The 23,093-nt window shown below is 73.7% G+C and carries 21 protein-coding genes and 1 pseudogene; 9 read left to right on the top strand and 13 right to left on the bottom strand.

Annotation, left to right across the window (positions count from 1 at the left end):
• On the bottom strand, positions 1–303 hold the full coding sequence (locus F8568_RS37745) for a WXG100 family type VII secretion target (protein ID WP_151547173.1): 303 nt from the start codon (positions 301–303) through the stop codon (positions 1–3).
• Complete coding sequence (locus F8568_RS37740) at positions 300–707, bottom strand: YbaB/EbfC family nucleoid-associated protein (RefSeq protein WP_151598418.1); 408 nt, start codon at positions 705–707, stop codon at positions 300–302. Before F8568_RS37740 ends, F8568_RS37745 begins: the two co-directional genes overlap by 4 nt.
• A 234-nt stretch (positions 708–941) precedes the next feature.
• Here F8568_RS37740 and F8568_RS47250 point away from each other — a divergent pair, with 234 nt between their 5' ends.
• Positions 942–1,217: a hypothetical protein gene (locus tag F8568_RS47250; protein ID WP_151598417.1), complete on the top strand. Its 276-nt coding sequence runs from the start codon at positions 942–944 to the stop codon at positions 1,215–1,217.
• Positions 1,218–1,294: 77 nt separating this feature from the next.
• Here F8568_RS47250 and F8568_RS37735 read toward each other — a convergent pair whose 3' ends face one another.
• Positions 1,295–2,116: a hypothetical protein gene (locus tag F8568_RS37735; protein ID WP_160573909.1), complete on the bottom strand. Its 822-nt coding sequence runs from the start codon at positions 2,114–2,116 to the stop codon at positions 1,295–1,297.
• Positions 2,117–2,343: 227 nt separating this feature from the next.
• Here F8568_RS37735 and F8568_RS37730 point away from each other — a divergent pair, with 227 nt between their 5' ends.
• On the top strand, positions 2,344–4,098 hold the full coding sequence (locus F8568_RS37730; RefSeq protein ID WP_151598415.1) for an AAA family ATPase: 1,755 nt from the start codon (positions 2,344–2,346) through the stop codon (positions 4,096–4,098).
• Positions 4,095–4,574, top strand: coding sequence for a hypothetical protein (locus F8568_RS37725; protein ID WP_202125799.1), 480 nt, complete (start codon positions 4,095–4,097; stop codon positions 4,572–4,574). Before F8568_RS37730 ends, F8568_RS37725 begins: the two co-directional genes overlap by 4 nt.
• 76 nt (positions 4,575–4,650) lie before the next feature.
• Here F8568_RS37725 and F8568_RS37720 read toward each other — a convergent pair whose 3' ends face one another.
• The 5 genes from F8568_RS37720 to F8568_RS37700 all read right to left on the bottom strand — a co-directional run bounded on the left by F8568_RS37720 (position 4,651) and on the right by F8568_RS37700 (position 10,963).
• Positions 4,651–6,078 carry a DUF1266 domain-containing protein gene (locus F8568_RS37720; RefSeq protein WP_151598414.1) on the bottom strand — a complete coding sequence of 476 codons (1,428 nt, stop codon included), beginning with the start codon at positions 6,076–6,078 and terminating at the stop codon, positions 4,651–4,653.
• A 33-nt stretch (positions 6,079–6,111) separates the two neighbouring features.
• Positions 6,112–7,110: a hypothetical protein gene (locus F8568_RS37715; RefSeq protein ID WP_151598413.1), complete on the bottom strand. Its 999-nt coding sequence runs from the start codon at positions 7,108–7,110 to the stop codon at positions 6,112–6,114.
• 27 nt (positions 7,111–7,137) lie between these two features.
• Positions 7,138–7,860, bottom strand: a complete 723-nt coding sequence (locus F8568_RS37710; RefSeq protein WP_202125798.1) for a VC0807 family protein — start codon at positions 7,858–7,860, stop codon at positions 7,138–7,140.
• 115 nt (positions 7,861–7,975) lie between these two features.
• On the bottom strand, positions 7,976–8,917 hold the full coding sequence (locus F8568_RS37705; protein WP_236009886.1) for a DUF6177 family protein: 942 nt from the start codon (positions 8,915–8,917) through the stop codon (positions 7,976–7,978).
• A 12-nt stretch (positions 8,918–8,929) separates the two neighbouring features.
• Complete coding sequence (locus F8568_RS37700) at positions 8,930–10,963, bottom strand: zinc ribbon domain-containing protein (RefSeq protein WP_160573908.1); 2,034 nt, start codon at positions 10,961–10,963, stop codon at positions 8,930–8,932.
• A 376-nt stretch (positions 10,964–11,339) separates the two neighbouring features.
• Here F8568_RS37700 and F8568_RS37695 point away from each other — a divergent pair, with 376 nt between their 5' ends.
• Both F8568_RS37695 and F8568_RS49005 read left to right on the top strand, forming a co-directional pair.
• Positions 11,340–12,773, top strand: coding sequence for an LCP family protein (locus tag F8568_RS37695; protein ID WP_151598412.1), 1,434 nt, complete (start codon positions 11,340–11,342; stop codon positions 12,771–12,773).
• 252 nt (positions 12,774–13,025) lie between these two features.
• Positions 13,026–13,484: pseudogene (locus tag F8568_RS49005) on the top strand (glycosyltransferase); the annotation flags it as partial.
• A 670-nt stretch (positions 13,485–14,154) separates the two neighbouring features.
• On the opposite strand, the gene F8568_RS37685 reads toward F8568_RS49005, so the two are convergent.
• On the bottom strand, positions 14,155–15,060 hold the full coding sequence (locus tag F8568_RS37685) for an oxygenase MpaB family protein (protein WP_151598411.1): 906 nt from the start codon (positions 15,058–15,060) through the stop codon (positions 14,155–14,157).
• An 84-nt stretch (positions 15,061–15,144) separates the two neighbouring features.
• Between F8568_RS37685 and F8568_RS37680 the strand changes: the two genes are divergently transcribed.
• A complete protein-coding gene (locus tag F8568_RS37680) occupies positions 15,145–15,762 on the top strand; it encodes a TetR/AcrR family transcriptional regulator (protein WP_151598410.1) in 618 nt (205 codons plus the stop codon).
• On the opposite strand, the gene F8568_RS37675 is transcribed toward F8568_RS37680, so the two are convergent.
• Positions 15,747–16,421 carry a phosphatase PAP2 family protein gene (locus F8568_RS37675; RefSeq protein ID WP_160573907.1) on the bottom strand — a complete coding sequence of 225 codons (675 nt, stop codon included), beginning with the start codon at positions 16,419–16,421 and terminating at the stop codon, positions 15,747–15,749. The genes F8568_RS37680 and F8568_RS37675 overlap by 16 nt on opposite strands.
• 176 nt (positions 16,422–16,597) lie before the next feature.
• Here F8568_RS37675 and F8568_RS37670 point away from each other — a divergent pair, with 176 nt between their 5' ends.
• Entirely contained in the window at positions 16,598–17,845 is a 1,248-nt protein-coding gene (locus F8568_RS37670) for an extracellular catalytic domain type 1 short-chain-length polyhydroxyalkanoate depolymerase (protein ID WP_151598408.1), read from the top strand.
• Between the two features lie 41 nt (positions 17,846–17,886).
• Here F8568_RS37670 and F8568_RS37665 read toward each other — a convergent pair whose 3' ends face one another.
• From F8568_RS37665 to F8568_RS37655, 3 genes are all read right to left on the bottom strand, one after another.
• The gene (locus F8568_RS37665) at positions 17,887–18,270 is read right to left on the bottom strand and encodes an alcohol dehydrogenase catalytic domain-containing protein (protein ID WP_151598407.1); all 384 of its coding nucleotides are present in this window, start codon (positions 18,268–18,270) and stop codon (positions 17,887–17,889) included.
• Between the two features lie 76 nt (positions 18,271–18,346).
• Positions 18,347–18,853, bottom strand: coding sequence for a hypothetical protein (locus F8568_RS37660; protein ID WP_151598406.1), 507 nt, complete (start codon positions 18,851–18,853; stop codon positions 18,347–18,349).
• Between the two features lie 116 nt (positions 18,854–18,969).
• The gene (locus tag F8568_RS37655) at positions 18,970–19,587 is read right to left on the bottom strand and encodes a TetR/AcrR family transcriptional regulator (protein WP_151598405.1); all 618 of its coding nucleotides are present in this window, start codon (positions 19,585–19,587) and stop codon (positions 18,970–18,972) included.
• A gap of 152 nt (positions 19,588–19,739) precedes the next feature.
• On the opposite strand from F8568_RS37655, the gene F8568_RS37650 reads away from it, so the two are divergent.
• Positions 19,740–20,909 carry an acyl-CoA dehydrogenase family protein gene (locus tag F8568_RS37650; RefSeq protein WP_151598404.1) on the top strand — a complete coding sequence of 390 codons (1,170 nt, stop codon included), beginning with the start codon at positions 19,740–19,742 and terminating at the stop codon, positions 20,907–20,909.
• Position 20,910: 1 nt separating this feature from the next.
• Positions 20,911–23,016, top strand: coding sequence for an acetate--CoA ligase family protein (locus F8568_RS37645; protein WP_151598403.1), 2,106 nt, complete (start codon positions 20,911–20,913; stop codon positions 23,014–23,016).
• The last annotated feature ends 77 nt before the right edge of the window (positions 23,017–23,093 follow it).

Raw genomic sequence — 23,093 nt, 5'->3', positions numbered from 1 at the left:
TCACTTCAGCCTCGAGGCGTCTTCGGCCTTCTTGTATTCCTTGGCCATCTCGTCGACGCCCTTCTTGATGCCGTCCAGCCCCTTCTTGAGCTTGGGGAAGGCCTCCAGGACGTTCTTGCTGGGCTCGCCGTAGCCCTCTTCGAACTGCTGGCCGGTCTCGTCGGCGCCCCAGCACTTGCCCTCGGCCTGCAGCGCCGAGTTCAGCGTGTCGAAGATCTGCTGCAGGGTGTTGGCGTTGGTCTCGAAGCCGCCGCCCGCGCGTTTGAGGTCCTCGGTGTCGACCTCGTACCCGTCGAACGTCATTTCGGCTGGATGCCGAGGCGGGTGCGGACCGCCTCGATGTCGTCGGGCCGCTCGGGCAGCAGCTTGGCGAGGTCGAACCCGCCGCCCTCGCCGGACGCGCCCTCGGGCGTGAGGCCCTGCATCGCGGCGCGCATCTGGTCGGCGACGTCGTTCTGCGCCTTCTTGGACGCCTCCATGACGGCCTCGGCGAGCTCCTCGCTGCCGAGCTTGCGGGAGACCCGCGGATCGAACTCCAGCGAGGTCAGCCGGCCCTGCCGGTCGACCTTGACGCGGACCATCCCGTCGGCGGCCTCGGCGGACGCCTCGATGGTCTCCAGCCGGGACTGCATCTCCTGGATCTGCCGGCGCTTCTCCTGGTAGGTCTGCAGGAGTTCGTCGATATGCGCCTGCCATTCAGCGCGCACGGGGGACCCCTCTGTTCGTCGGGAGCTGAACGAGCCCGCGACCGCGCACGATCACAGACACACAGAGAGCGATCATTATGATGATTTCGTCGCTCATGTCGCAACCCGCTTCTCGGTGATCGTGACAGGTCGCCGGTGTGTTACCGCGGGTGTGGAACACTGCGGCGAGGCCGCCCGCGGCGCGCGCGGGCGGCGCCGCCAGGGCGACCGGGAATGGGAGAGGACGGCCGGACCATGCGCAGGAGACCGAGCATCTGTGACGCGTGCGCGCGTCTCCAGCAGCGGGCCAACCCCGGCGCGGAGACGTCGCTGGACACCTGGATCCCGTACTGCGACGCCTTCCCCGAGCGGGTGCCCGCCGAGATCTACACCGGCGGCTTCGACCACCGGGAGCCGTTCGAGGGCGACCGGGGGATTCGGTTCGAGATGCGGCCGGGGGGCGAGCGCGCGCTCGCGTCCTACGAGCGGGCGCAGGCCCGCAAGCGCGAGGCGCAGCGCCAGGACGGCTGACCGCGCGTCCGCGGGCGGTCGCGCGCCGGCGGGACGGGCGGCCCGCCGCCCGTCCCGCTCGCGCACGGCACGTTCCATCAGTTCGAGAACAGCAGCGTGTTGGTGACCTCGACGCCCAGCTCGCCGGCCGTCGCGAAGACGCTGCCGGTCCGGCCGCCGGTCGGGCCGCCGCTCTTCCAGTACGACTGCGCGTAGATCACGTTGCGGCCCTGCGACCAGGTCCGCGTCCAGTACGCCGGGTTCGCCCGCGGCTGCGGGAGCCCGCTGGCGTCCGACGGGGTGAGCAGCTTCGGCCAGCCGCTCTGGTCGGTGGCGCCCTTGACGGTGATCGCCGCGGACGAGCTGCCCAGCGTCATGATCGACACCGAGGTGATGATGGTCTTGGTCGGGTTGGCGTAGACGGCCGAGTGCATCAGCCCGACGCACGGGTGCGTGCGCAGCACGGTCAGCAGCTTGGCGTTGGCGCGGGTGGTGCACGACTCGGTCCGGACGCCCGCCTGGGTGAAGGTGTGGCCCTTCGCCGTCCGGATCGTCCGGGACAGGACGGTGGACGGGTCGCCGGTCCCGCCGCCGAGGGACGTCGTCGGCGTCGGCAGGGGCGAGTAGGTGCTCCCCGAGGACGGGTTCAGGTGGGTCAGGCTCGGCATGACGACGGTCCGGTCCGGCTTGTCGTCGTCGCGCAGGATGAAGAACGCGCCGACGCCCACGATGCCGAGCACGGCGACCACGCCGATGATCAGCAGGGGTACGAGCGCGCCCCCGCCGCCGCGCTGGGGCGGCGGAGGAAAGCCCATCGGCGGGCCCGGGGGACCGGGCAGCGGCGGACCGGGCGGCGGGCCGGGCGGTGCCGGCGGGTAGCCCGGCCCGCCGGGCTGACCGGGCCATTGAGGGGGGTTCATGGTGTCGCTCCGGGCGGTGTGTCACATGGCGGGGTGCCGATCGAGGTCCGGCAAGACTAGCGGGCGGGTCATGGTGATTTCAGGGCGGATTGCCGGTCTGGGGCTGTCTGCGCCGGTGAGGCCGGTGTGCACGGTGCCTTGGGGGCCCGCCGGAAGGGGGCGCCCGGCCCGCGGCGGTGCGTGGGGCGACGCGTGTCTCGTAGTCTTGGCGGGGAGAGGGGAGGCAGGTGTCCGACTCCAGCTGGCAGCAGGCGGTACTGCGCGAAATCGGCGCGTCCCGGCGCGGACTGCAGGTCCTCGACGCGACCCCGTCCGGCCCCGCACAGGGCACGTGGGGCGCCGATGCGCCGCCCCGGCCTGCCCAGGAACGGGCGCCCGCCGCGTCCGTCCCGCCGCAGGTGGCCCAGGCCGCCGGCCCGCCGGAGCCGCAGGCCGCACCCGCTCAGCCTGCCCAGCCCGTGCCGCCGGTCCAGCCGGTGCCGCCCGCCCAACCGGACGTCCCGGCGCCCGTCCCCGAGGCTCCGCCGTTCCCGCAGGTCGCGCAGGTGTCGCAGGACGTCCAGGACGCGCCGGCCCCGCTGCTGCCCGAGCCTCCGGCGCCTGCGCCCGCGGCGCCCGATCCGGTACCGTCCCCGCAGGTCCAGCAGCAGGCGGCGCACCAGCCCACGGCGCAGCAGCCCACGGCGCAGCAGGCCGCCCAGGCCGCCCAGGCCGCCCAGCAGCAGGCGCTCCAGGAGCAGCAGGCCGCCGCCCAGCCGCAGGCCGCGGCTCAGCAGGCGGCGGCCCAGACCCAGCAGCAGGCCGACCCGTTCGCCCAGCAGGGCGCGGACGTTCCGGCCGAGGCGCAGCAGCAGGCCGACCCGCTCGTCCACTCCGACTTCGACTGGGAGGCCGCGGTCAACCCGGTCCTCGGCGCGGTCCAGCCCGCCGGCGACCAGGCGGCCCAGCAGGCGCAGCCGGGGCAGCGGACCGGGCAGCAGGCCGCCTGGCCCGACCAGGCGGCCGCTGCGGCACAGCAGGCGGCCCAGCCGGTGATGCCGGGGCAGCCCGCCGGCGCCGGGCAGGCGGCGCCCGGCCAGCAGATCCCGCCCGCCGACCTCGTCCGCCGCAACCAGCACGGCGACGCGCTGGCCCGCCGGGTCGGGCGCGGCGTGCTGAAGGCGGTCGGCGGCGGCGCCCGCGAGGCCCGGCTGCTGGCCGCGTTCAGCGAGCTGATGCAGCGGTCCGTGGCCAGCTCCCGGCAGATCGCGGTGGCGAGCGTGCGCGGCGGCGCCGGCAAGACGACGATGGCGGCGCTGGTCGCGACGGAGCTGGCCCGGCACCGCACCGACCGGGTGCTGGCCGCCGACGCCGACGCCGAGCTGGGGTCGCTGCCGCTGCGGCTCGGCGTCCGCTCGCAGCTGTCGCTGTTCGACCTCGCCGGGCAGAAGCCGCAGTCGTTCGAGGAGGCGGCGCGGTTCCTCACCCGCACGCCGGACGGGCTGTGGGTGCTGTCGTCCACGCGCGGCGGCCGCATCGCGGGAGAGTTCACGCTGGAGACGTTCGAGACGGCGCTGAGCGCGGTGAGCCGGTACGTCGCGGCGACGGTCGTCGACTGCGGCGCCGGCATTCTCACCGAGGTCAACCGCGGCGTCATCGCCGGTTCGCACGGCCTGGTGCTGGTGACGCCCGGGACGGTCGACGGGGCGCTGAGCGCGCGCGGGGCGCTGGAGTGGTTCGTCTCCAACGACCAGCAGGACGTGCTGCGCCGCACCGTGATCGCGATGGTGTCGCACGCCCCGCAGGTCGGCGCGGACCTGCAGCGCGCCCACCAGATGCTCGCCGCGTGGGGGCTGCCCGTGGTGGCGGTGCCCTACGACCGGCATCTGGCCACCGGCAGCTCGCTCGACCTCGGCCGCGTGTCGGCCGCCGCGCGGATGGCGGGGATCCAGGTGGTGCACGAGGTGTTCGCCCGTTCGCTCGGCGCGGGGGTGGCCCGATGAGCAGCGATCTGGTCGCGCTGGTGCGCCGCCGCCCGGACGTGCACGCCGTCGCCGACGGCATGATCGCGATGGGCGAGCCGCTGGAGCTGCGCGGCGGCGAGCCGGAGCCGACCCTGCTGTACGACGCGGAGGGCCGGCTGCTCGTCGCGATCGAGGACGCGGTGCAGGTGTCGGTGCAGGGCGAGATCGGCCGGCTGCTGGGCGCGGAGTTCGCGGCCCGGGTCGTCGCGCCGGTCTGGTGGGTGGACATCCGCGCGGTCGCCGACCTGCCGGACGCGCCGCGCGTCGCCCGCACGTTCGCCGACTCGCTGGTGCACTGGCTCGGCGGGACGGTGTACCCGGACGGGGAGAGCGACGCCCCGGCGCAGAGCTGGAAGGCGTCCGGCGAGGGCGGCGGCGCGGCGGCGGAGGTCCCCGGGAGCCCGCAGAACGCGCCGGACGGCGCCGCCTACCAGGGTGGGGTCATCGGCGGCTGACGCCGCCCGCCCGGCGTCGCCGCGCCGACCGCGCTCGCCCGCGCCGTCCGCGCTCGCCCGCCGGGCCCAGGCCGGGTCAGGCCCAGTCGCGGGTGAGGTCGAGGTCCCACGGGACGAGGTTCCACGGGCTGCGCCGCTCCCCGGCGAGGTGCTCGACGAGCCGGTCGTACTCCGCCTGCGCCCGCCCGCCGCCGCCCGACCACAGCAGCCGCCCCTGCAGGTAGCAGGTCGCCATGTCGTGCCAGGACGTGTAGCGGCGCTGGACGTCCAGGGCGAGCGGCAGCATCCGCTCCCAGCAGTACTCCTCGGTGAGCCAGCCGACCATGTGGCCCCACCGGTACAGCATCAACGCGCGCGCGTAGTCCCAGATGAGGAACCGGCCGACGTCGGCGCGCAGGTCCGGGTCGGCGAGCGCCTCCAGCCGGTGCAGCTCCTCGGCGGCGTGGCCGCGGTCGTTGAACAGCCGGTGCAGGAACTGGGCCAGCTCCGCGCCCTCCTCGCTGGCGTCCGCGCCGGGCTCGTCGCGCAGCAGCGGCGGGACGAGCTTGGCGTACGCGGCGCCCGCGTCCCCGTACCGGACGCGGACCAGCTCGATGAGCCGCTCCACGAACGGCGGCTCCAGCCGGTCTGCGGCGATGAGGGCGTCGATCTCGCGGAGCAGCGCGGCGTAGCGGTCCCGGGCCTCGGGCGGGCGGGCGGCGAGCTCGGCGTCCATGGTGAAGTCGGCGCGGTGCCCCTCCTGGACGAGCCAGTTCACCGCGGCGAGCAGCTGCTCCAGGTCGTAGGCGCCCCACGGTTCGCGCAGCAGCTCCTGTGCGGTGCGCCGGTCGGCCGCCGCCGCGGACTCGCCGGGCGCGGTGCCGAGCCGGTCGAGCCGGAACCCGTTGATCGCGGCGTAGGGGGCGCCCGCGCCGATGATCCAGCGCTGCACCGGGGTGAGGTCGCTGCCGTGGGTGAGGACGCCGGGCAGGTCCGGCGCGGAGATCAGCTCCCAGAGCCGGCGCTGGAACTCCTCGGCCTGCCGCTCCTCGCTGTCGAAGAACCCGGCGAGCTGCTTGCGCAGCGACGGGTGCCGGACGTACAGCCGGCGGAAGAACCGGCCGTTCTTCCACACCAGGTGCTCGGGGCGCAGGTCGTCGAACGGGACGCGGGTCCGCCGGTGCACCATCGCCTGCTCGGTGAACCGCAGCTCCAGCTCGGGCCAGAGCGCGGGCAGCGGCGTGAACCGCAGCGCCAGCAGGAACGCCAGCACGAGCGCGACCATCACGGCGCCTGGGGCGAGCGCCCACGTCGCGGCGGACCGCAGCCCGGTCAGCGACAGCACGGCGCCGAACAGCAGCAGCACGACGCCGGCGGCGGCGCAGGACAGGAACCATCCGGTGGTCAGGACGAGCGAGCCCTCGATCCGCAGGACGGCCTCGTCGCCGTCGAACTCCAGCGCGCCCTCGGCGAGCGTCCCCTCGACGGCCCGCTCGAGCGCGCCGAGCTGGCCGTCCGGTTCCATGAGGGGGACGCTACCCCATCCCTTACGGGTAGATCATCGGCTCTGTGCGCCATATGCGGCGGCCAGGGCGTGGAAGGCCGCTTTCGGACGCCACGTTCCGTCCGGGGCCACCGCGACCACCCCGTAGGAGGCCATGTCGAGGTCGTGGGCCGGGTCGTGCGGGTCGTGCGGGAGGCCGAACCCGGCGAAGGTGAACCAGAACGCGCCGTCGACGCCCTCGGTCTCGAAGACGTCCAGCAGCTCGCGCATGTAGCGGACCTGTTCCTGCTCGTCGCGGACGTAGGCGCCGTCCAGCCGGGGCGGTTCGGCGTCCCGGTCGACGATCATCCAGCCGGTGCCGCCGCGGTCGCCGGCGCCCGCGTAGGTGCAGCAGCCGAACTCGGTGATCGCGACGGGCTTGCCGTGCCGGAAGTGGCCGCGCAGCCATTCGCGGTAGTGCGCCGCGTTCTCGATGGACCGGTAGCCGTCGACGGACACCAGGTCGAACGGACCCCAGTCCAGGTCCTCCCAGGGCCCGGACGCGTAGGTGACCCGGCCGCCGAACCGGGTGCGGGCCGCCGCGACCGTCTCGGCGAAGAACGCGTTGACGCGGCCGGGGACGTCGCCCATCGCGGCGTACACCGCCGGGTCGCCGGACAGGATCGCCTGGATCCGGGCGTACACGTCGTCGCCGGGAACGAACCCCTGCGCGAACAGGCTGACCTCGCAGCCGGTCACGAGGACGACCTCCGCGCCGCCGCGCCGGACCGTCTCGGCCCGGCCCGCGCACTCGTCGAACAGCGCGGCCATCTCGTCCGGCGGCAGCTCGCAGGGGAACGGCGCGAACCAGACCTCCAGGCCGGCGGCGGCCGCCTCCTCGGCGGCGGCGCCGAGCCGGTCCGGGTCGCCCCCGCTGATCCGGACGGCGGTGCAGTGCAGGTCGCCGGCGATGGCGCGCATGTCGCGCCGCGCGCGGGCCCGGTCGAAGCCGGGATTGCTGTCCCGGCCGCCGGGGAAGAAGCCGGTGTCGTAGTTGACGCCTCGCGCTCGCATGGCCTTTCCTCTCTCCGTCCGGGGTGGTCAGGCCGCGGCGGGCGCCGGGACGGGCCGCTCGCCCTCGCAGTCCGCGCGCACCTCGGCGTCCAGCAGCTCCTTCATCGGCTCGGTCGCGCTGCCGCTGGCCACGGCGCCGACGCCGAGCGCGGCGATGAGCATCACGGTTCCGAGCCAGGCCATCGTCTCGGCGGGGACGGTGTAGGCGCCGACGATCCGCGCGACGCACTCGGCGAGCAGCGCGACGCCCCACACCGCGCTGAACCGGCGCTCCAGCCCGCAGAACCGGCCGCGGCCGGCGCTCAGCCGGTCCCAGGCCGCCTCCCGGGCCGCGTCGCCCCTGGTCAGGAACGGCTTCAGGCCGGCGCTCATCAGCGGCCGCGCGCCGAACGCCGACACCAGGATCGACAGCCCGATCACGCTGCTGATCCCGGAGTCCTTGGCGATCATCAGGCGGGGGTCGCCGCTGACGAAGCTGAGCGCGATGCCCACGGCGTTCACCGCCAGCATCAGCGCGGCGAGCCCGTTGACCGCCCGGTCGCGGACGGCGCCCACGACGGTCCGCACGGCCGGGACGACGCTGCTCAGCGCGAGCGACGCCACCAGGTCCAGGCCGAACGCCTTGTGGGCGAGGTAGTAGACGGCGAGCGGGACGGCCACGTCCACGGCCAGCGGCCCGAGCACCTTCGCGGCCTGCCGCCGTGTCGCGGTGCCGGCCTGCTGCTCGGCGTCGGTCGGCTGGATCTTCATCGGGCCCTCCTGCGGTCCTCGCTTGCGGTGATCCCAGCTTCGCGGGAACCGGGGCGGGCCCGGCAGAGCCGTCCGTCCACGCCTGGCCGGGACAAATGTCACCGGTCCGGGAGGGTCAGGCGGACTGGAGGTGCTGCATGAGGAGGCTGTGGCGCTGCCAGCCGTCCTGGGAGCGGCCGTCGCCCAGCGGGAACATCGTCAGCGGCTGGCGCGGCGGCCCGACCTGCTGCCCCGGGATGCCGTTCGGGCCGCCGACGGTGCCCGCGACGGCCAGCGCGACCGGGGCGGGCGCGCCCGTCCAGCGCGGCTCGGTGGTGAGGTCGGCGCGGCCGGGGGTGAGCTGCACGAACAGCGACGCGACGGGCTGGTCGGCGGCGAGCGCCCCGACCAGCGACCCGAGGTGCTGCAGGGGCGGCGGGTCCTCCGGGCCGTAGCCGACGGTGACGGTGCTGACCTCGGCGACGCCGCCGCCCTCGGTCGCGGTGAAGTCGCAGATCGCCTGCGCGGGGCGCGGGCCGTCCCCGCCGACGAGCAGCCGCGCGGTGGACCGGCCGCGGGCGTACTCGGTGAGCCGGTCGGGCCGCCAGGGGTGCTCCAGCGGCTCGGCGGGCCCGAGCCCGGCCGGGAGCTTGCCGGTGGTCAGCTGCAGGAGCCGCTCGACCGGCCCGCCGAGGTGCCCGTCGGCGCCGTGCCGGATCCGGTAGACGAGGGTGAGCTGCGAGCCGATCGGGGCGGTCGGGCGGGTGGTGAACCCGGCCGCGTAGTCGCGCGCCTCCGGGACCGGCACGAACTTCGCGCCGCCCCACTTCAGCGGGCGGCCGGTGAGGCCCTCGTAGTAGCCGTCGTCGTTGCGGACGACCCACTGCAGCTCGGCGCCGGACGCGGCGCTGCGCAGCGGCAGCGTCAGCCGGGAGCCGAGCGGCGTGACCAGCTGCAGGGTGCGGCCGGTGGCGGCGCATTCGCCGAGGGCCCGGTTCAGCCAGGCGCTCAGCGCGACGACCGGGCGGTCCTGCAGCACGACCATGGCCTGGTCGGTCAGCGCGTCTACGATGCTCATCTTCACCGGAGTCTAAGGCCTGTTCAACAAGTCCTGTGGTGGGGTTTTGTTGGACAGCCGGGTTCGTGGTCGGTGTCTGTCCGGCGTGACCGGTGCCCCGCCTGTGGTGGGTGGGGGCGGTTCATCCGGGGTCGGCACCGTACTGGTCCGGGTTCGCCGAGCAGAGGCCGCCCGCTTCCGTCCCCGCTGCAGCTTGTGGCGGGGACGGGGATGGTGGGTGGCTGCCGCGTTTCCCACCTCGGCGTTGGACGCGCCGTTGATGGGGATGGGTGCGGTTGACTCGGTCAGGGCTCCAGGCAGCCCAGGCCCGCCCGCGCACAGGACGCGGCGGGAGGTCGTGTAGTCCACGCGTGCGGTGGACGGGTCGCCGGGATCGTGCAGGTGGGTGAAGGCGGCGAGGGCGGCGGCGACCAGGTCCCGGTCGCCGGTCAGCCCGCAGCCGCCGTCCTCGATCCGGCAGTGATGGGTACGCACGCCCAGGTGCTTGGGGACGCGTCGCCCGCAGGGGCAGTGCTGCGACAGCGCGGTGGTGCGGGTGGAGGCGCGCAGCAACCGGCCACCGGCGGCGCGGCACTCCTGCTCCAAGGCGCTGATGAGCATGCCGGGCGTGAACCGGCCGCAGGCCGGGCCCCACAGCCGGAACCAGGTGGTGATGTCGCAGTCCTCGATGACCAGGTGCGGGCCGTGCACGGCGACGATCTGGCCCGCGATGTCCCGTGCACGAGACGTGCGGGATTGGGCGGTGCGCTGGTCGGCGGCCGTCTGCCGGGCCCGCAACCGCAGATAACTGGTGGAAAGGGTGTCGCGGCGGTGCGAGCGGCGCGGGCGGCCGTCCGCGCGCGCCACCCGCGGCCCGCCCGGTACCGGAACCTGCCGGGCCGTGAGCCCGGCGGCCTGGCGGCGCTGATGGCGTTCGCGCTGGCGCCTGCTGAGCTCGTACTGGGCGGCGTTGGAGGCGCGGCGTGAGCGTTCCAGCGCCCGCTGCCGCCCCCGCCGCTTGCGCTCCCGCCGGGCCAGACGCGCCCGCTCGTCCTGCGACATGCTCACCTTGGACGACACGACCGCTGCCTCACGTGACGCCGCTGCGGCGTCCGGTTCGGCCGGGACCGACACCACCGCGAGGTTGGAGACGTTGCCGTCCACCCCGCCCCGGCGCATGGAGGGTGCGGCGGCCCGGCGTGCGGCGGTGGAGGCGGGGACGTAGGCGGGGGCGAGGACCATCAGGTGCGCTTCGTAGGCCCATCCGCCGGGCTCGGCGGGGTCGCGGCGGCGGACCAGGTCCACCTTGTGCCACGCCTGCGGGTCGGCCAGGGTGTGCAGCAGATGCGGCCACTGCCCCGCGCCCTGCGGCAGCCGCACCGGCACCACCAACTCCCCACGGCGCCCGTCCGGACCACCGGCATAGACCAGCGTGAGCGGCCCGTCGTACTCCCACCAACTCCCTCGACCCCGACCCCCGCTGCGAGGCGGAGACGGCACGGGCAGGGTGCGCGGCTGGGCCAGCACACTCACGCCCGCCGACAGCGCTGCCGCCCGCTGCGGCGTGAGCTCGCCCGGTTCGTCCGGCAGGCCGGGCGCGGCGTACTGGGTCAGGTGCCCGGCCAGGGTGCCGTGCAACCGGAACGTCTCCCACTTGCGGGCCCGGGTGTGCGAGCGGGCACGGCCCGGGATCCGGGTGAACTCCCACCACGGCCCCACCCGCGGCGGCCCGTGTCGCCGCCCGGACGCGTCGGGGAACAGGTGCCGCTCCACACCGGTCCACACCTCGTTGGCCAGATGCATCGCCACGGCCTTGGACAGGTGATGCTTCAGATGCCCGGAGGCGTCCAGATGCCGGTACGCCGTGCGCTCCAGCGCGTCCCGCGACAAACCCAGCCGCGCCCGCCACTGCTTGGCCGCCTCGCGATCGCGGCGGCGACGGTGCCCGGCCCGATACGCCAGCGCACGCGACCGCGCATCACGCTTCAAAGCCTTCTTCAGCTTCCACGACGCCTCGAACAACGCTTCCAACCGGTGGCGGGCCGCCGGGTCCGGCGTCAACCTCAACCGCACCACCGTCAGTGCCCCATCTGATGGGCGCCGCCACACCGGCCCCTTGCCCTTCCCCCGAAACCGCCGCCCGCCAACCGAAACCTCGGCCGCGTCCACTGCGGAGGCCGCGGTGGTGCCGCTCATGAACTTCGTACCGCACCGCGGGACGGTGGGGGCTAGTTCCCCATGAGCGATTGCGAGCCGTGTCATGATGGCTACTTTAAGTTAAAGGAATCGAACGTGCAAGCGGCTGTCAAGGAGACATTCGAGTACTGCACGCCGCAGTCACACCGGGCGGGTCCGGGCGTGCTCGGAGCGACGGGCGGGCCGTCTCGGGCGAGTTTTCCGTGACGGGGGTGGCCGGTGTCCAATCTGTGCTGAAATGTTACGGATGCAGCGAGCCGCCTCACCGCCGCCGGTGTACTACAGCGCCCCATCGCCGCCGGAATCGCCGGTGCGGCGGGGGCGCCTTTGGCGCGTGCTCGGCTGGGCGTCGATCGCCATGTCGGTGCTCCTCGTCGGCACCAGCCTCACCGCGTACGGGTTCTGGCGGCGGCTGGACGGCCAGATCCACCGCGAGAACGTCAAGGACAAGCTCGGCGCGAACCGGCCCGCCAAGCTCAACGACTCCATCAACATCCTGCTGATGGGGTCCGACAGCCGGCAGGGTGCCAACGCCCAGTACGGCACCGAGCAGGGCGAGCGGTCCGACACCACGATCCTGCTGCACATCTCGCCCGGCGGCGCCGGCGCGATCGGCATCAGCTTCCCGCGCGACTCGATGGTCCAGATGCCGAGCTGCAAGAAGTCGAACGGCGGCACCGTCCCGGCCCAGTTCGGCATGATCAACGCCGCGTTCTCCAACGCCGGCCCCTCCTGCACCTGGCGCACCATCGAGTCGCTCACCAAGATCCACATCGACCACTTCGTCGAGGTGGACTTCGCCGGCTTCAAGCAGGTCGTGGACGCCCTCGGCGGCGTCGAGATCTGCGTCCCGAAGCCCATCAACGACCCGAAGGCCGAGCTGCACCTCAAGGCCGGCAAGCAGGTCGTGCACGGCGCCGAGGCGCTCGGCTACGTGCGCACCCGCTACGTCCTCGGCGACGGCTCCGACCTCGACCGGATCAAGCGGCAGCAGGCGTTCATGGCCTCGGTCGTCAAGAAGGCCACCGACAAGGGGATGCTCGCCGACCCGGGCCGCACCTACTCGTTCCTGTCCGCCACCACCAAGTCGATCAAGGCCGACGACGGGCTGACGCTGTCGGTGATGGAGAAGCTGGCGAGCGGCCTGAAGGGGATGAGCGCCGGGAAGGTCCGGTTCGTCACCGTGCCGACGATGGCGTACCCGAAGGACAAGAACCGGGTCCAGTTCAACCAGCAGCTCGCCGAGCCGCTGTTCCAGGCCATCCGCGAGGACAACACCCCGCCCGAGCCCGCCCCGACCCCGGTGCCCGCGCAGCAGAAGGTGCAGCCCGTCCCGCCCGCCCAGGTCAGGATCGGCGTGTTCAACGGCACCAGCGAGCACGGCCTCGCCCAGCGCACCGCCGACCAGCTCACCGAGCGCGGCTTCAAGGTCGTCAAGGTCGGCACCGTCAAGTCGGCGGCCAAGACCCGGATCCTCTACGGCGCGGGCGCCGAGCGGCAGGCCGCGCGGGCCGCGCTGGCCGTCCCCGGCCACCCGCCCGCCGCCTGGGCCAAGGCCAAGCCCGGCTACGTCTACCTGATCATCGGTAAGGACGGCGCCAAGCTGAGCGGCGGCGGACCGGCGGTGCCGAAGGTGGCCGGCGAGATCCGCGCCGACCGCGACGTGTGCGCGCAGACCTGACCGGAACACGCCACATCGGCCGCCGCCGGGCCGCTACGGGGACGTTCCATCCGCAGACGTCCGATCACACCGGTATCTTGGCGGCGCGCAACCATCAACCACACCAAAGCGTCACATGAACGACGGGCGGCTCCCTCCGCCCTCCACCCCCGACCCCTGCCCCCCCACCCGCCCGACCACCCCCTGAGGAGCCACGCCTGCCCCGCGGCTCGCGCTCCGACGGCCGTCACGGCCCCACCCGGAAACGGACCGATGCAGCCCGAACCCTTCACCCTTCTGATGACCGTCTACGGCGGTGACCGGGAAGAGTACGTCCGGGACGCCTTCCGCAGCGCCGTCGACGACCAGACGCTCCGCCCCGACCAGGTGGTGCTGGTCCAGGACGGCCCGGTCCCGCCGGAGCTCGCGGTGGCGCTGAAGGAGCTCGTGGCGGGCAGCCCGGTCGAGGTGACGTTCGTGCCGCTGGAGGTCAACCGCGGGCTCGGCCCGGCGCTGGACGCGGGGCTGCAGGCCGCCCGGCACGACATCGTCGCCCGGATGGACGCCGACGACATCGCGATGCCGCACCGCTTCGAGCTGCAGGTCCCGCTGGTGCGGTCGGGCGCCGACCTGGTCGGCGCCGGGCTGCTGGAGTTCGGCCGCGACACCGCCGACATCGTCGGCCGCCGCATCCCGCCGAGCGACCCCGGCGACATCGTCCGCTACTCGCGGCTGCACGACCCGTTCAACCATCCGACGGTCGTCTACCGGCGCAGCGCCGTCATCGCCGCCGGCGGCTACGGCGACCTGCCGCTGATGGAGGACTACTGGCTGTTCGTCCGGATGATCGCCGCCGGCGCCCGGCTGGTGAACGTCGCCGAACCGCTCGTCTACTACCGCGTCGGCGACGGCGCCTACCACCGCCGCGGCGGCCGGGCGCTGCTCCGGTCGGAGATGCGGCTGCAGCGCGAGATGCTCTCCGAGGGCTTCATCTCGCGGCGCCAGTACGTCCGCAACGTCGTCGTCCGGGGCGGCTACCGGCTCGTCCCCACCGCGATCCGGCGGCCCTTCTACCGGACGTTCGTCGCCCCGTACGGCGCGCGCCGCAACGCGGCGAAGGCGGCCGAGGCGGCCCGGGCCGCCGCCGCGAACGCGGCGGCGAAGCTGCCGGCCCTGCCCCTGCCCGACCCCACCACGACCCTCCGCGACCCGGTAGCGCCCGGCTCCGACCCGGCGATGACCCTCCCGGAGGCCTCGTCGGGGGGGGGGGGGGGGGGGGGGCGGGGCCGGCCCCCCCCCCCCCCCCCGCCCCCCCCCCCCCGCCCTGCGGCCCCGGTTGCGTGGGGGCGGTTTGTTTTAAACCCCCCCACCCCCCCCCCCCCCCCCCACAACTCAACGTTGGTCAGAGGGGGCGGGTGTCGAGGGCCTCGCGGAGCTTCTCCTGGGCGCGGGCGGCCTGGCGGGCGCGGTAGGCGATCGGCATGTAGCGGACGCGTTCGGGCAGCAGCGGCGTGCCGCGGCCGATGACCTGCCCGACGGCGCGCAGCCGCCGCTCGTCGGCCTTGCTCCAGGACAGCCCGAGCTTCTCGCGCGCGGCCGGCGGCAGGGTGCCGGTGGAGATGAACCGCTGGAGCCTCCCGGTGAGCCCGATCACGGGCGCGGCGACCGGACGCAGCGGCGCGGGCACGCCCGGCGGGAGCTTGTCCATCCGGTCGAGGACCTCCAAGGCGACCTTGTGCGGGACGAGGGTGTTCTCCACCATGTCGTCGAAGTACGCCCAGTACTCGTCGATGGTCCTGGGCATCATCCGCTCGGGCACCCGGAGGATGCGGCCGAGGTTGAGGAACTCGTCGAACACCTGCTGCTGCTCGGCCGCGCCCATCGGCTCGGGTGCGAAGTACTTCGACGCGGTGACGGCCGCGTAGAAGCCGGTGAGGTGCACCCACGCCCACGGCTCCGCCGACAGCGCGTGGTGGCGGTTGCCGTCCTCGTCCTCCGCGCTGAGCGGCTTGTGCATCTCGCGGAGCCGCCGGCCCTCCTCGATCGCGGTGCGCCCGCCGTACACCCAGGTCTGCACGGACGCGAAGCTGCGCGCGGCGCGGCCGAGCGGGTCGCGGCGGAAGCTCGACAGTCGGTCGACGACGGTGCCGATCGCAGGGTGCATGGTCTGCAAGATGAACACGCTGTTGCCGGCGATCGCCGAGGTGTAGAGCCCCATGGTGTCCCACAGGATCGAGCCGGGCTCGAACGGGACGGGCTCGGGGCGCGCGACGGCCCGTGCGGCGGGCGCGTTCTCGGTCACTGTCATGGTCTCGCCTCCCGATGGCGTCTCGGATACAGTGAAACGCGAATAAGTGGTCGCTTACAAGTCGCGTTCGGGGAGGCCCCGCCGATGCCCCGCCCACCAGCCCTTTCACCGCGCAGGACGCCGCGCCAGGACCGGTCGCGGCACACCGTGGAGCGGATCCTGGACGCCGCCACTCGCGTTCTGTCCGAGCGCGGGTACGACGGCGCGTCCACCAACCGCATCGCCCGTGCCGCCGGGATCAGCAACGGGTCGCTCTACCAGTACTTCCCGAACAAGGACGCCATCGTCATCACCGTCATCGACCGGTTCGCCGACCACCTCGCCGACCGGCTCGGCGCGCAGATCGAGTCGACCATGGACGACTCGTGGCAGGAGGCCGGCCGCGCGCTGCTCGACGTGCAGATGCGGCTGTTCGAGGAGCACGCCGACCTGCTGCGCGTCATCGTCGAGCAGATCCCGCGGCTCGGCCCGTTCGACAAGCTCGCCGCGCTGCAGCGCCGGCTGACCGACCTCGTCCGGGTGTACCTGCTGGTCAACCGGGACGCGTTCCGCGACGACCTGGACGTGGACGCGGCGCTGTGGATCCTCGCCGAGACCGTCGGCACGCTGTCGATCCGGTACGTGCTCGACCGCCCGCCGATCCCCCGCGAGCGGATGATCGACGAGCTCGCGGAACTGGTGATCCGCTATATCCGCGGGTAGCGGCCCCGCACCGGCTCGCCCGCCCACAGCCGCCGGGTGAACGGCTCCGCCGCCACCAGCCAGGCCAGCAGCACCGGGCCGAGCGCCAGGCTGAACAGCACGTCGGTCAGCCAGTGCTCGTCGGCGACGGTCAGCGCCGCCCCGGTCAGGAACCCGGTGGCGAGCGCGAAGTCGCGCCGGCCGCGCGCCGTCAGCCGCCGGTCGAGCGCCGGGACCACGACGACCAGCAGCTCGAGCCCGACCCAGACGAGCAGGAACCCGTTCAGCGTGTGCCCCGACGGGTAGGCGTCGCCGTGCTTCCAGAGCACGTCGACGCCCCCGGACGGGTACGTCCGCGGGATCACCGACTTCACGCCCGCCTGCAGCAGCGACAGCAGAGCCACCACCGCGACCGGCACCAGCACGGGACGCGCCGACCGCGCGCGGACCGCACCGAGGACCGCCAGCGGCAGGAGGACGAACCCCGCGATGACGCCCCGCTGCCCGAACTGGGTCAGGGCATGGGCGGCCGAGAACCGCGCGCCCCGGACGTGCGCGTCGCAGAACGCGTGGATCGTCCAGTCGAGCCTCCGGAGCGGGCCGTCGGCGAGGACGTCCGCGGTGACGCCCGCCATGACCGCGACGGCCAGGGCGTACCAGCCCCACGTCCGTCGGCGCATACCCACGGTCTTCCCGCCTCGCATCTCGTGACGCATGGGGTACGGAGCCATAACCCGGACGGGCAGGCATGGGCGTCCGGCACATGTCCCGGGCGGCCCGGATCGGCTTGACTTCCGGATGGGCGCCCCTCCTTCCCGATCTCCACCCCCGTTCCACCGATCCGGGAGAGCCCCTCATGCATCCCACGCATCGACGATCCCCGCGCGTCCTGCGGCGCCTCGCGACCTGGTTCGCGTCGTCCGTCGCCTTCGTCCTTGTCGCCGCCGTATCGGGCATGGCCGTCACCGCCGCGCCCGCGCACGCCGAAACGGGCACCTACCGGCAGGTCACCGGTTTCGGGTCCAATCCCGGGAACCTGCAGATGTACGAGTACGTGCCGGCGGGACTGCCGTCCGGCGCGCCGCTCGTGGTGGCCCTGCACGGCTGCACGCAGAGCGCCGACGACTACCACGCCCATTCCGGCTGGCCCCAGTACGCCGATCTGTGGAAGTTCGCGGTGGTGTTCCCGCAGACCACCACGTCCAACAACATCCAGAAGTGCTTCCAGTGGTTCGATCCCGCGAAGGACGCGCGCGGCGGCACGGAGGCCTCGTCGATCGTGCAGATGGTGTCCTACGCCGAGCAGCAGCACGGTTCGGACCCGCACCGGGTGTTCGTCACCGGCCTTTCCGCCGGCGGCGGGATGACGGCGGACCTGCTCGCCGCCTACCCGGACGTGTTCGCCGGCGGCGCGGTGGACTCGGGCCTTCCCGCGCAGTGCGCGACCAGCCTCGTCGCCGCCACCGGCTGCCAGATGAACGACCAGAACCTGACGCCCGCGCAGTGGGGCGCCAAGGTCCGCAACTCCTATCCCGGATACACCGGTCCGTGGCCGCGCGTCGCCATCTGGCAGGGCACAGCCGATTACACGGTCTATCCGGTGAACGCCACGGAACTGCGCGACCAGTGGACGAACGTCTGGGGCATCTCGCAGACGCCGTCGAGCACGCGGAGCCTGCCGGGCGGCACGACGCAGAGCGTCTACAACGACGCGAACGGCAGACCCGCCGTCGAGGTCTACTCGATCTCGGGAATGGGCCACGGCCTCGCCGTCGACCCCGGATCGGGCGCCGACCAGTGCGGCAGCACGGGCGCGTACTTCCTCGACACGATCTGCTCCACGTCCTACACGGCGAAGTTCTGGGGCCTCGACGGCTCGACCGGCACCGACCCCGGCGACCCGGGCGATCCGGGCGGCTGGACGCCCCAGTGCTTCACCGCGACCAACTACGCGCAGGTGACGGCCGGGCGGGCGCACACCAGCGGCGGCTACACCTACGCGAACGGCTCGAACCAGAACATGGGCCTCTACAACGTCTTCGTGACGCACACGCTGAAGGAGACGTCCGAGAACTACTACGTCATCTCCGATTCCGGCTGCTGAGCAACCGGGCCGGGCCGTCCGCTCGCGGCGGCCCGGCCCGTTCACGGCGTGATGACGAGCTTCCCGCGCGTGTGGCCGCTCCGGCTCGCGTCGAACGCGGCGCCGACGTCGTCGAGGGAGAACGTCCCGGCGACGTCGACGCGCAGCGCACCGCGGTCGGCCATCGCGGCGAGGGGCGCGAACTCCGGCGTGTCCGGCCCGACCGCGCGGACGACCCCGGCGACGTCCCAGCCGGGGATCACCGGGAACACCGCGTCCATCATCGCGTCGAGCCCGCCGGCCATCACCTTCCAGTCGACCGGGTTGACGCCCGCCGCCCGCACCTCGACCAGCACCTCGCTCGGACCGAGCTTGGGGTCGGGCGCCTCACCGGCGGTGAGGCGGGAGTTGTCGGAGGCATAGGAGTCGTAGGTGACGGCGCGCATGTCCCCCAGAATGCCTCGCGTCCCGCCCGCTGAACCCGCCGTCCGCGACCACGGGACGGGCCAGCGGCGGACGGGGTCAGCAGCGGACCGTCGTCAGCTTGATCTTCGCGGCGCGGTTCCAGTCCGCGCCGGCCGTCGCGGTGCCCGCGGCGACGCACGCGGTCTCTGCGCCGGACCGGTCGTAGATCCGCGCCGCGGCGCCGCCGGCCTGCTCGTTGACGAGCGCTCCCCGGCCGCGCCAATTGCTCAGCCGATAGGTGCCGTACCGATAGAAGTCGAAGACGTGGTATTTGCCGTCATAAGCGACGGCCGCACAGACATGTCCCGGGCGGCATTTCGGAATATCTCCCACATTCCCGTAATTCTCGTGCGGGACGGACGGGGACGTCGACGGCACGGACGGCGCGCCCGGCGGCAGCGCGGCACCCATGGTCGCGGCCATGATCACGGTCATGGCCGAGCCTGCGGCGAGGACGGATCCGGCCTCGCGCCGCCGGCTCCCGGCGACCCCACGAAATACCCTCACGAATTTCCCGCCTTCATCTTCACTCGAGCCCACCGGCCCGGCAGCGATTCCGCCCACGACGAGCGACCGACATCGGCGACTATAAAGGCGGGAGACGCGGCTCGCAAAGGCACGGAAAGGAATCCACCGCGGCTCGGTGAATTCGACGCCGCTTTCCTTGCGGCCGGCGCCGGTCAGGGGGTCGCGGCGGCGCGGTCGAAGCGGCGGATCAGCTCGATCGCCGCGTCGATGACCTCCTGGGCCCCGGCCTCGTCCTCGCTGGTCGCGACCTCGCGGCCGGCCTCGCCGATCACGGTGGTGAGGACGGCGACGGTGAGCCGGTCGATGGGCTCGCCGCCGAGCGCGAGCAGCACGGCGTTCTGCCGGACCCAGTCGCGGCGGCGGGTGCGGCGCATCAGGTCGAAGCCGGGCGGGCCGTCGCCGTCCATGAACAGCCGGGCGAGGTCGCGGCGCGCCCAGGAGCCGGCGAGAAACGCGCGGGCGCCCGCGATGAACAGCTCGACCGGGTCGTCGACGCCGGCGGCCTTGGCCTCGGCGACGCCCGCGGTGGCGGCCTTCTCGTGCTCGCCCTCGTGCTGCTCCCAGAGCGCGAGGAACAGCTCGGTCTTGCCGCCGAAGTGGTGGTAGAGGCTGCCGACGCTGGAGCCGGCGCGCTCGACGACCTCGGAGATCGCGGCGTCGGCGAACCCGTGCGCGCAGAACACCTCGCGCGCGGCCTCGAGCATGGTGCGGCGCGTCTGCGCGGTGCGGCTCCATTCCCATCCGCCCCTGCCGCCGGGCTTGCGGGCCATCGGTCCCCCGTCCGGTGCGGCGGCCGCCGTCCGGCCGTCGGTGGAACCGATTCTAGAAAGCGGTCCGGGCGTCTTGACGGCGGGACGGCCCCGCGCGCAGCCTAGAACCGATTCCTAGAAATGGATTCTAGGATTGATCGGAGGGCCGGTCCATGGACTTCTCGCTCAGCGCCGAGGAACGACAGATCCGCGACACCGTCCGCGCCTTCGTCGAGAAGGAGGTCATGCCGCTGGAGCCGGAGGTGCTGCGCAACGAGCGCGCCGGGCGCCCGGGGCTCGACCCGCGGGTGCTGCGGGAACTGCGCGATAAGGCCCGCAGGTCCGGGTTCTGGGGGATCAACACGCCCGAGGAGTACGGCGGCGCCGCGCTCGGCCCGCTCATGTCCGCCATCGTCGCGATGGAGACGGGCCGCACGTTCGTGCCGTTCAGCTTCGGCGGCACCGCCGACAACATCCTGTACGCCTGCGACGAGGCGCAGAAGCGCGCCTACCTCGTCCCGACGATCGAGGGCGAGCGGCGGTCCTGCTTCGCCATCACCGAGCCGGGCGCCGGGTCGGACGCCCGCAGCATCCGCACCCGCGCCGTGCGCGACGGCGACGACTGGGTCATCAACGGCGAGAAGACCTTCATCACCGGCGGCAACGAGGCCGACTTCGTCATGGTGTTCGCCGTCACCGACCCCGAGCTCGGCGCGGACGGCGGTGTCACCTGCTTCCTCGTCGACCGGGACATGGGCTGGAAGTCCGAGCCGATCCCGACCATGGGCGAGTGGGGGCCGGCGTCGCTGGTGTTCGAGGACGTCCGGGTGCCCGGCGCGAACGTGCTCGGCGAGGTCGGCAAGGGCTTCGAGCTGGCGATGCGGTGGATCGGGCAGGGCCGCTACATGATCCCGGCGCGGGCGATCGGCGCGGCGGAGCGGATGCTGCAGATGGCGGTCGACTACGCCAAGGTCCGGGTGTCCATGGGGCATCCGATCGCCGACTACCAGGCCATCCAGTGGATGATCGCCGACTCGCAGGTGGAGATCGAGGCGGCCAAATGGCTGACGCTGTACGCGGCGTGGCGGGTGCGGGAGGGCCTCGACGCGCGGCACGCCTCGTCCATCGCCAAGCTGAACGGCGCGACGATGGCGAACCGCGTCGTGGACCGGGTGCTGCAGATCCACGGCGGCATGGGGTACACCAAGGAGCTGCCGATCGAGCGCTGGTACCGGGAGCTGCGGCTGCTGCGGATCTTCGAGGGCACCGACGAGATCCAGCGGCGGACCATCGCCCGGAACCTGCTCAAGGGCCACGTCCGCCTCGGGCTCGTCGGGGAGTGAGATGGGCTCTCGCGCTCCGCGGACCGGGGTCCGCGCGCTGTTCAACCCGGAGTCGATCGCGCTGGTCGGGGCGAGCGACAAGTCCGGCTGGTCGGTGAGCACGTTCGGGAACCTGCGGGCGCACGGGTTCGGCGGGCCGGTGCACCTCGTCAACCCGCGCGGCGGGCACGTCCACGGGCACCCCGCGTACCCGAGTCTGGCGGAGCTGCCCGGGCCGGTCGACCTGGCGTACGTGATGGTGCCGACGCCCGCCGTGCTGCCGGTGCTGCGGGACGGCGCCGCGGCCGGCATCCGCAACTACGTCGTGCTGACCGCCGGGTTCGGCGAGGCGGGCGAGGACGGCGCGCGGCTGGAGGCCGAGGTCGTCGCGTTCGCGCGGGAGGCGGGGCTGACCGTCCTCGGCCCGAACGGCAACGGCTACATCAACGCCGCCGCCGGCATCACCCCCTACGGCCTGCCGATCCCGCCGCCGCTGCTGCGCGGGCCGGTGGGCGTGGTGCTGCAGAGCGGCGCGCTGGCCAGCTCCGTGCTGGCGTTCTCGCAGGCCCGCAACATCGGGCTCAGCCTGCTGACCTCGATGGGCAACGAGTCGCTGGTCACCGTCCCCGACGTGATCGACTACCTGGTGGACGACCCGGCGACGAAGGTCATCGCGCTGTTCCTGGAGTCGGTGCGGGACCCGGACGCGTTCGCGCGGGCGGCGCGGCGGGCGCTGGAGGCGGGCAAGCCGGTCGTCGCGCTGAAGATCGGGCGCAGCCGGCTGGCGTCGCGCACCGCGCGGGCGCACACCGGCGCGCTCGTCGGCGACGACGGCGTGGTGGACGCGGCGTTCCGGCGGCTCGGCGTCATCCGGGTCCGGTCGCTGGAGGACCTGATCGTCACCGCCGGGCTGCTGGCCTCGGCCGGGCCGCTGCCGGGGCCGCGGATCGGCGTGGTCACCCCGTCCGGCGGCGCGTCGGAGATCATCGCGGACCGGGCCGAGGACGAGGGCCTCGACCTGCCCGCGTTCGCGCCCGCGACGGCGGAGGCGCTCGCGGAGCTGCTGCCGCCGTTCGCGACCGTGCAGAACCCCCTCGACGTCACCGGCTACGTGCTCATCGACCGGACGCTGCTCGGCCGCGCGCTGGACGTCGTCGCCGCCGATCCCGGTATCGACGCGGTGATGCTGCTGACCGACCTGCCCCGGTTCACGCCGCCCGATCCGTCGGTGCCGATGGCGACCTTCGAGGCGCACGCCCGGCGGATCGCCGCGTCGCCGCGTCCGGTGGTGGTGGTCGGTAACACGCTCACCGACGTGTCGCAGTTCGGACGCTCCGTCCAGGAGAAGACCGGGTTCCCGCAGGTCGTCGGTGGCATCGAGCACGGTATGCACGCGATCGGCGCGGCCGTGCGCTGGTCGGCCGAGCGGGAGCGCGCGCTCGCGCGGCGCCCCGCGGCCGGCGAACCCCTCTCGGTGGACGGGGCGACCGGCGTGTGGGCCGAGCACCGCGCCGCAGCGCTGCTCGCCGGGGCCGGGCTGCCCGTCGTGCCGTCCGAGCCGGCCCGCGGCGAGGACGCGGCGGTCGCGGCGGCGGACCGGTTCGGGTACCCGGTCGTCCTCAAGGCGGCGGCGGACGGCCTCGCGCGCAAGAGCGACATCGGCGGCGTCCGCCTCGGGCTCGCCGGCCCGGACGCCGTCCGCGCCGCGTACCGCGAGGTGATGGCCGCCCTCGCCGGCCGCGAGGGTGCGGGCGCGCTCGTCCAGCCGCAGCGGTCGGGCGGCGTGGAACTGCTCGCGGGGATCGTCCGCGACCCGGCCTGGGGCCTCACGCTCGCGGTCGGCCTCGGCGGCGTGTGGGTCGAGGTGCTGCGCGACTCGGCGCTGCGGCTGCTGCCGGTGGACGCGCGCGACGTCCGCGAGGCGCTCGGCGAGCTGCGCGGCGCCGCCCTGCTGGACGGCGCCCGCGGCACCAAGCCCGCCGACCTGGACGCGGTCGCCGGCGTCGTCGCCCGCGTCGCCGCGCTCGCCGCGTCCCTCGGCGACCGCCTCGAGTCCCTGGAGATCAACCCGCTCCGCGTCGACGGCACCGACGTCGAAATCCTCGACGCCCTCATCACCTGGACCTGACCGTCGACTTGTGGCGGGGGGGGGGGTTGGGGGGCCGCCGAAAAACCCACACCCCCCACAACAACACAGGGGGGGGG

This window comes from Actinomadura physcomitrii (assembly GCF_008923205.2).
Taxonomy (GTDB): Bacteria; Actinomycetota; Actinomycetes; order Streptosporangiales; family Streptosporangiaceae; genus Spirillospora; species Spirillospora physcomitrii.
This window is presented reverse-complemented; position numbering and strand designations above follow the sequence as displayed.

Excerpts from the sequence above, each read along its gene's own strand:
- F8568_RS37725 (WP_202125799.1), top strand. The coding sequence starts at position 4,095 with ATGAGCAGCGATCTGGTCGCGCTGGTGCGCCGCCGCCCGGACGTGCAC.
- F8568_RS37705 (WP_236009886.1), bottom strand. The coding sequence starts at position 8,917 with ATGAGCATCGTAGACGCGCTGACCGACCAGGCCATGGTCGTGCTGCAG.
- F8568_RS37695 (WP_151598412.1), top strand. The coding sequence starts at position 11,340 with ATGCAGCGAGCCGCCTCACCGCCGCCGGTGTACTACAGCGCCCCATCG.
- F8568_RS37745 (WP_151547173.1), bottom strand. The coding sequence starts at position 303 with ATGACGTTCGACGGGTACGAGGTCGACACCGAGGACCTCAAACGCGCG.
- F8568_RS37645 (WP_151598403.1), top strand. The coding sequence starts at position 20,911 with ATGGGCTCTCGCGCTCCGCGGACCGGGGTCCGCGCGCTGTTCAACCCG.
- F8568_RS37710 (WP_202125798.1), bottom strand. The coding sequence starts at position 7,860 with ATGAAGATCCAGCCGACCGACGCCGAGCAGCAGGCCGGCACCGCGACA.
- F8568_RS47250 (WP_151598417.1), top strand. The coding sequence starts at position 942 with ATGCGCAGGAGACCGAGCATCTGTGACGCGTGCGCGCGTCTCCAGCAG.
- F8568_RS37670 (WP_151598408.1), top strand. The coding sequence starts at position 16,598 with ATGCATCCCACGCATCGACGATCCCCGCGCGTCCTGCGGCGCCTCGCG.
- F8568_RS37655 (WP_151598405.1), bottom strand. The coding sequence starts at position 19,587 with ATGGCCCGCAAGCCCGGCGGCAGGGGCGGATGGGAATGGAGCCGCACC.
- F8568_RS37720 (WP_151598414.1), bottom strand. The coding sequence starts at position 6,078 with ATGGAACCGGACGGCCAGCTCGGCGCGCTCGAGCGGGCCGTCGAGGGG.
- F8568_RS37650 (WP_151598404.1), top strand. The coding sequence starts at position 19,740 with ATGGACTTCTCGCTCAGCGCCGAGGAACGACAGATCCGCGACACCGTC.
- F8568_RS37680 (WP_151598410.1), top strand. The coding sequence starts at position 15,145 with ATGCCCCGCCCACCAGCCCTTTCACCGCGCAGGACGCCGCGCCAGGAC.
- F8568_RS37715 (WP_151598413.1), bottom strand. The coding sequence starts at position 7,110 with ATGCGAGCGCGAGGCGTCAACTACGACACCGGCTTCTTCCCCGGCGGC.
- F8568_RS37685 (WP_151598411.1), bottom strand. The coding sequence starts at position 15,060 with ATGACAGTGACCGAGAACGCGCCCGCCGCACGGGCCGTCGCGCGCCCC.
- F8568_RS37735 (WP_160573909.1), bottom strand. The coding sequence starts at position 2,116 with ATGAACCCCCCTCAATGGCCCGGTCAGCCCGGCGGGCCGGGCTACCCG.
- F8568_RS37665 (WP_151598407.1), bottom strand. The coding sequence starts at position 18,270 with ATGCGCGCCGTCACCTACGACTCCTATGCCTCCGACAACTCCCGCCTC.
- F8568_RS37675 (WP_160573907.1), bottom strand. The coding sequence starts at position 16,421 with ATGCGCCGACGGACGTGGGGCTGGTACGCCCTGGCCGTCGCGGTCATG.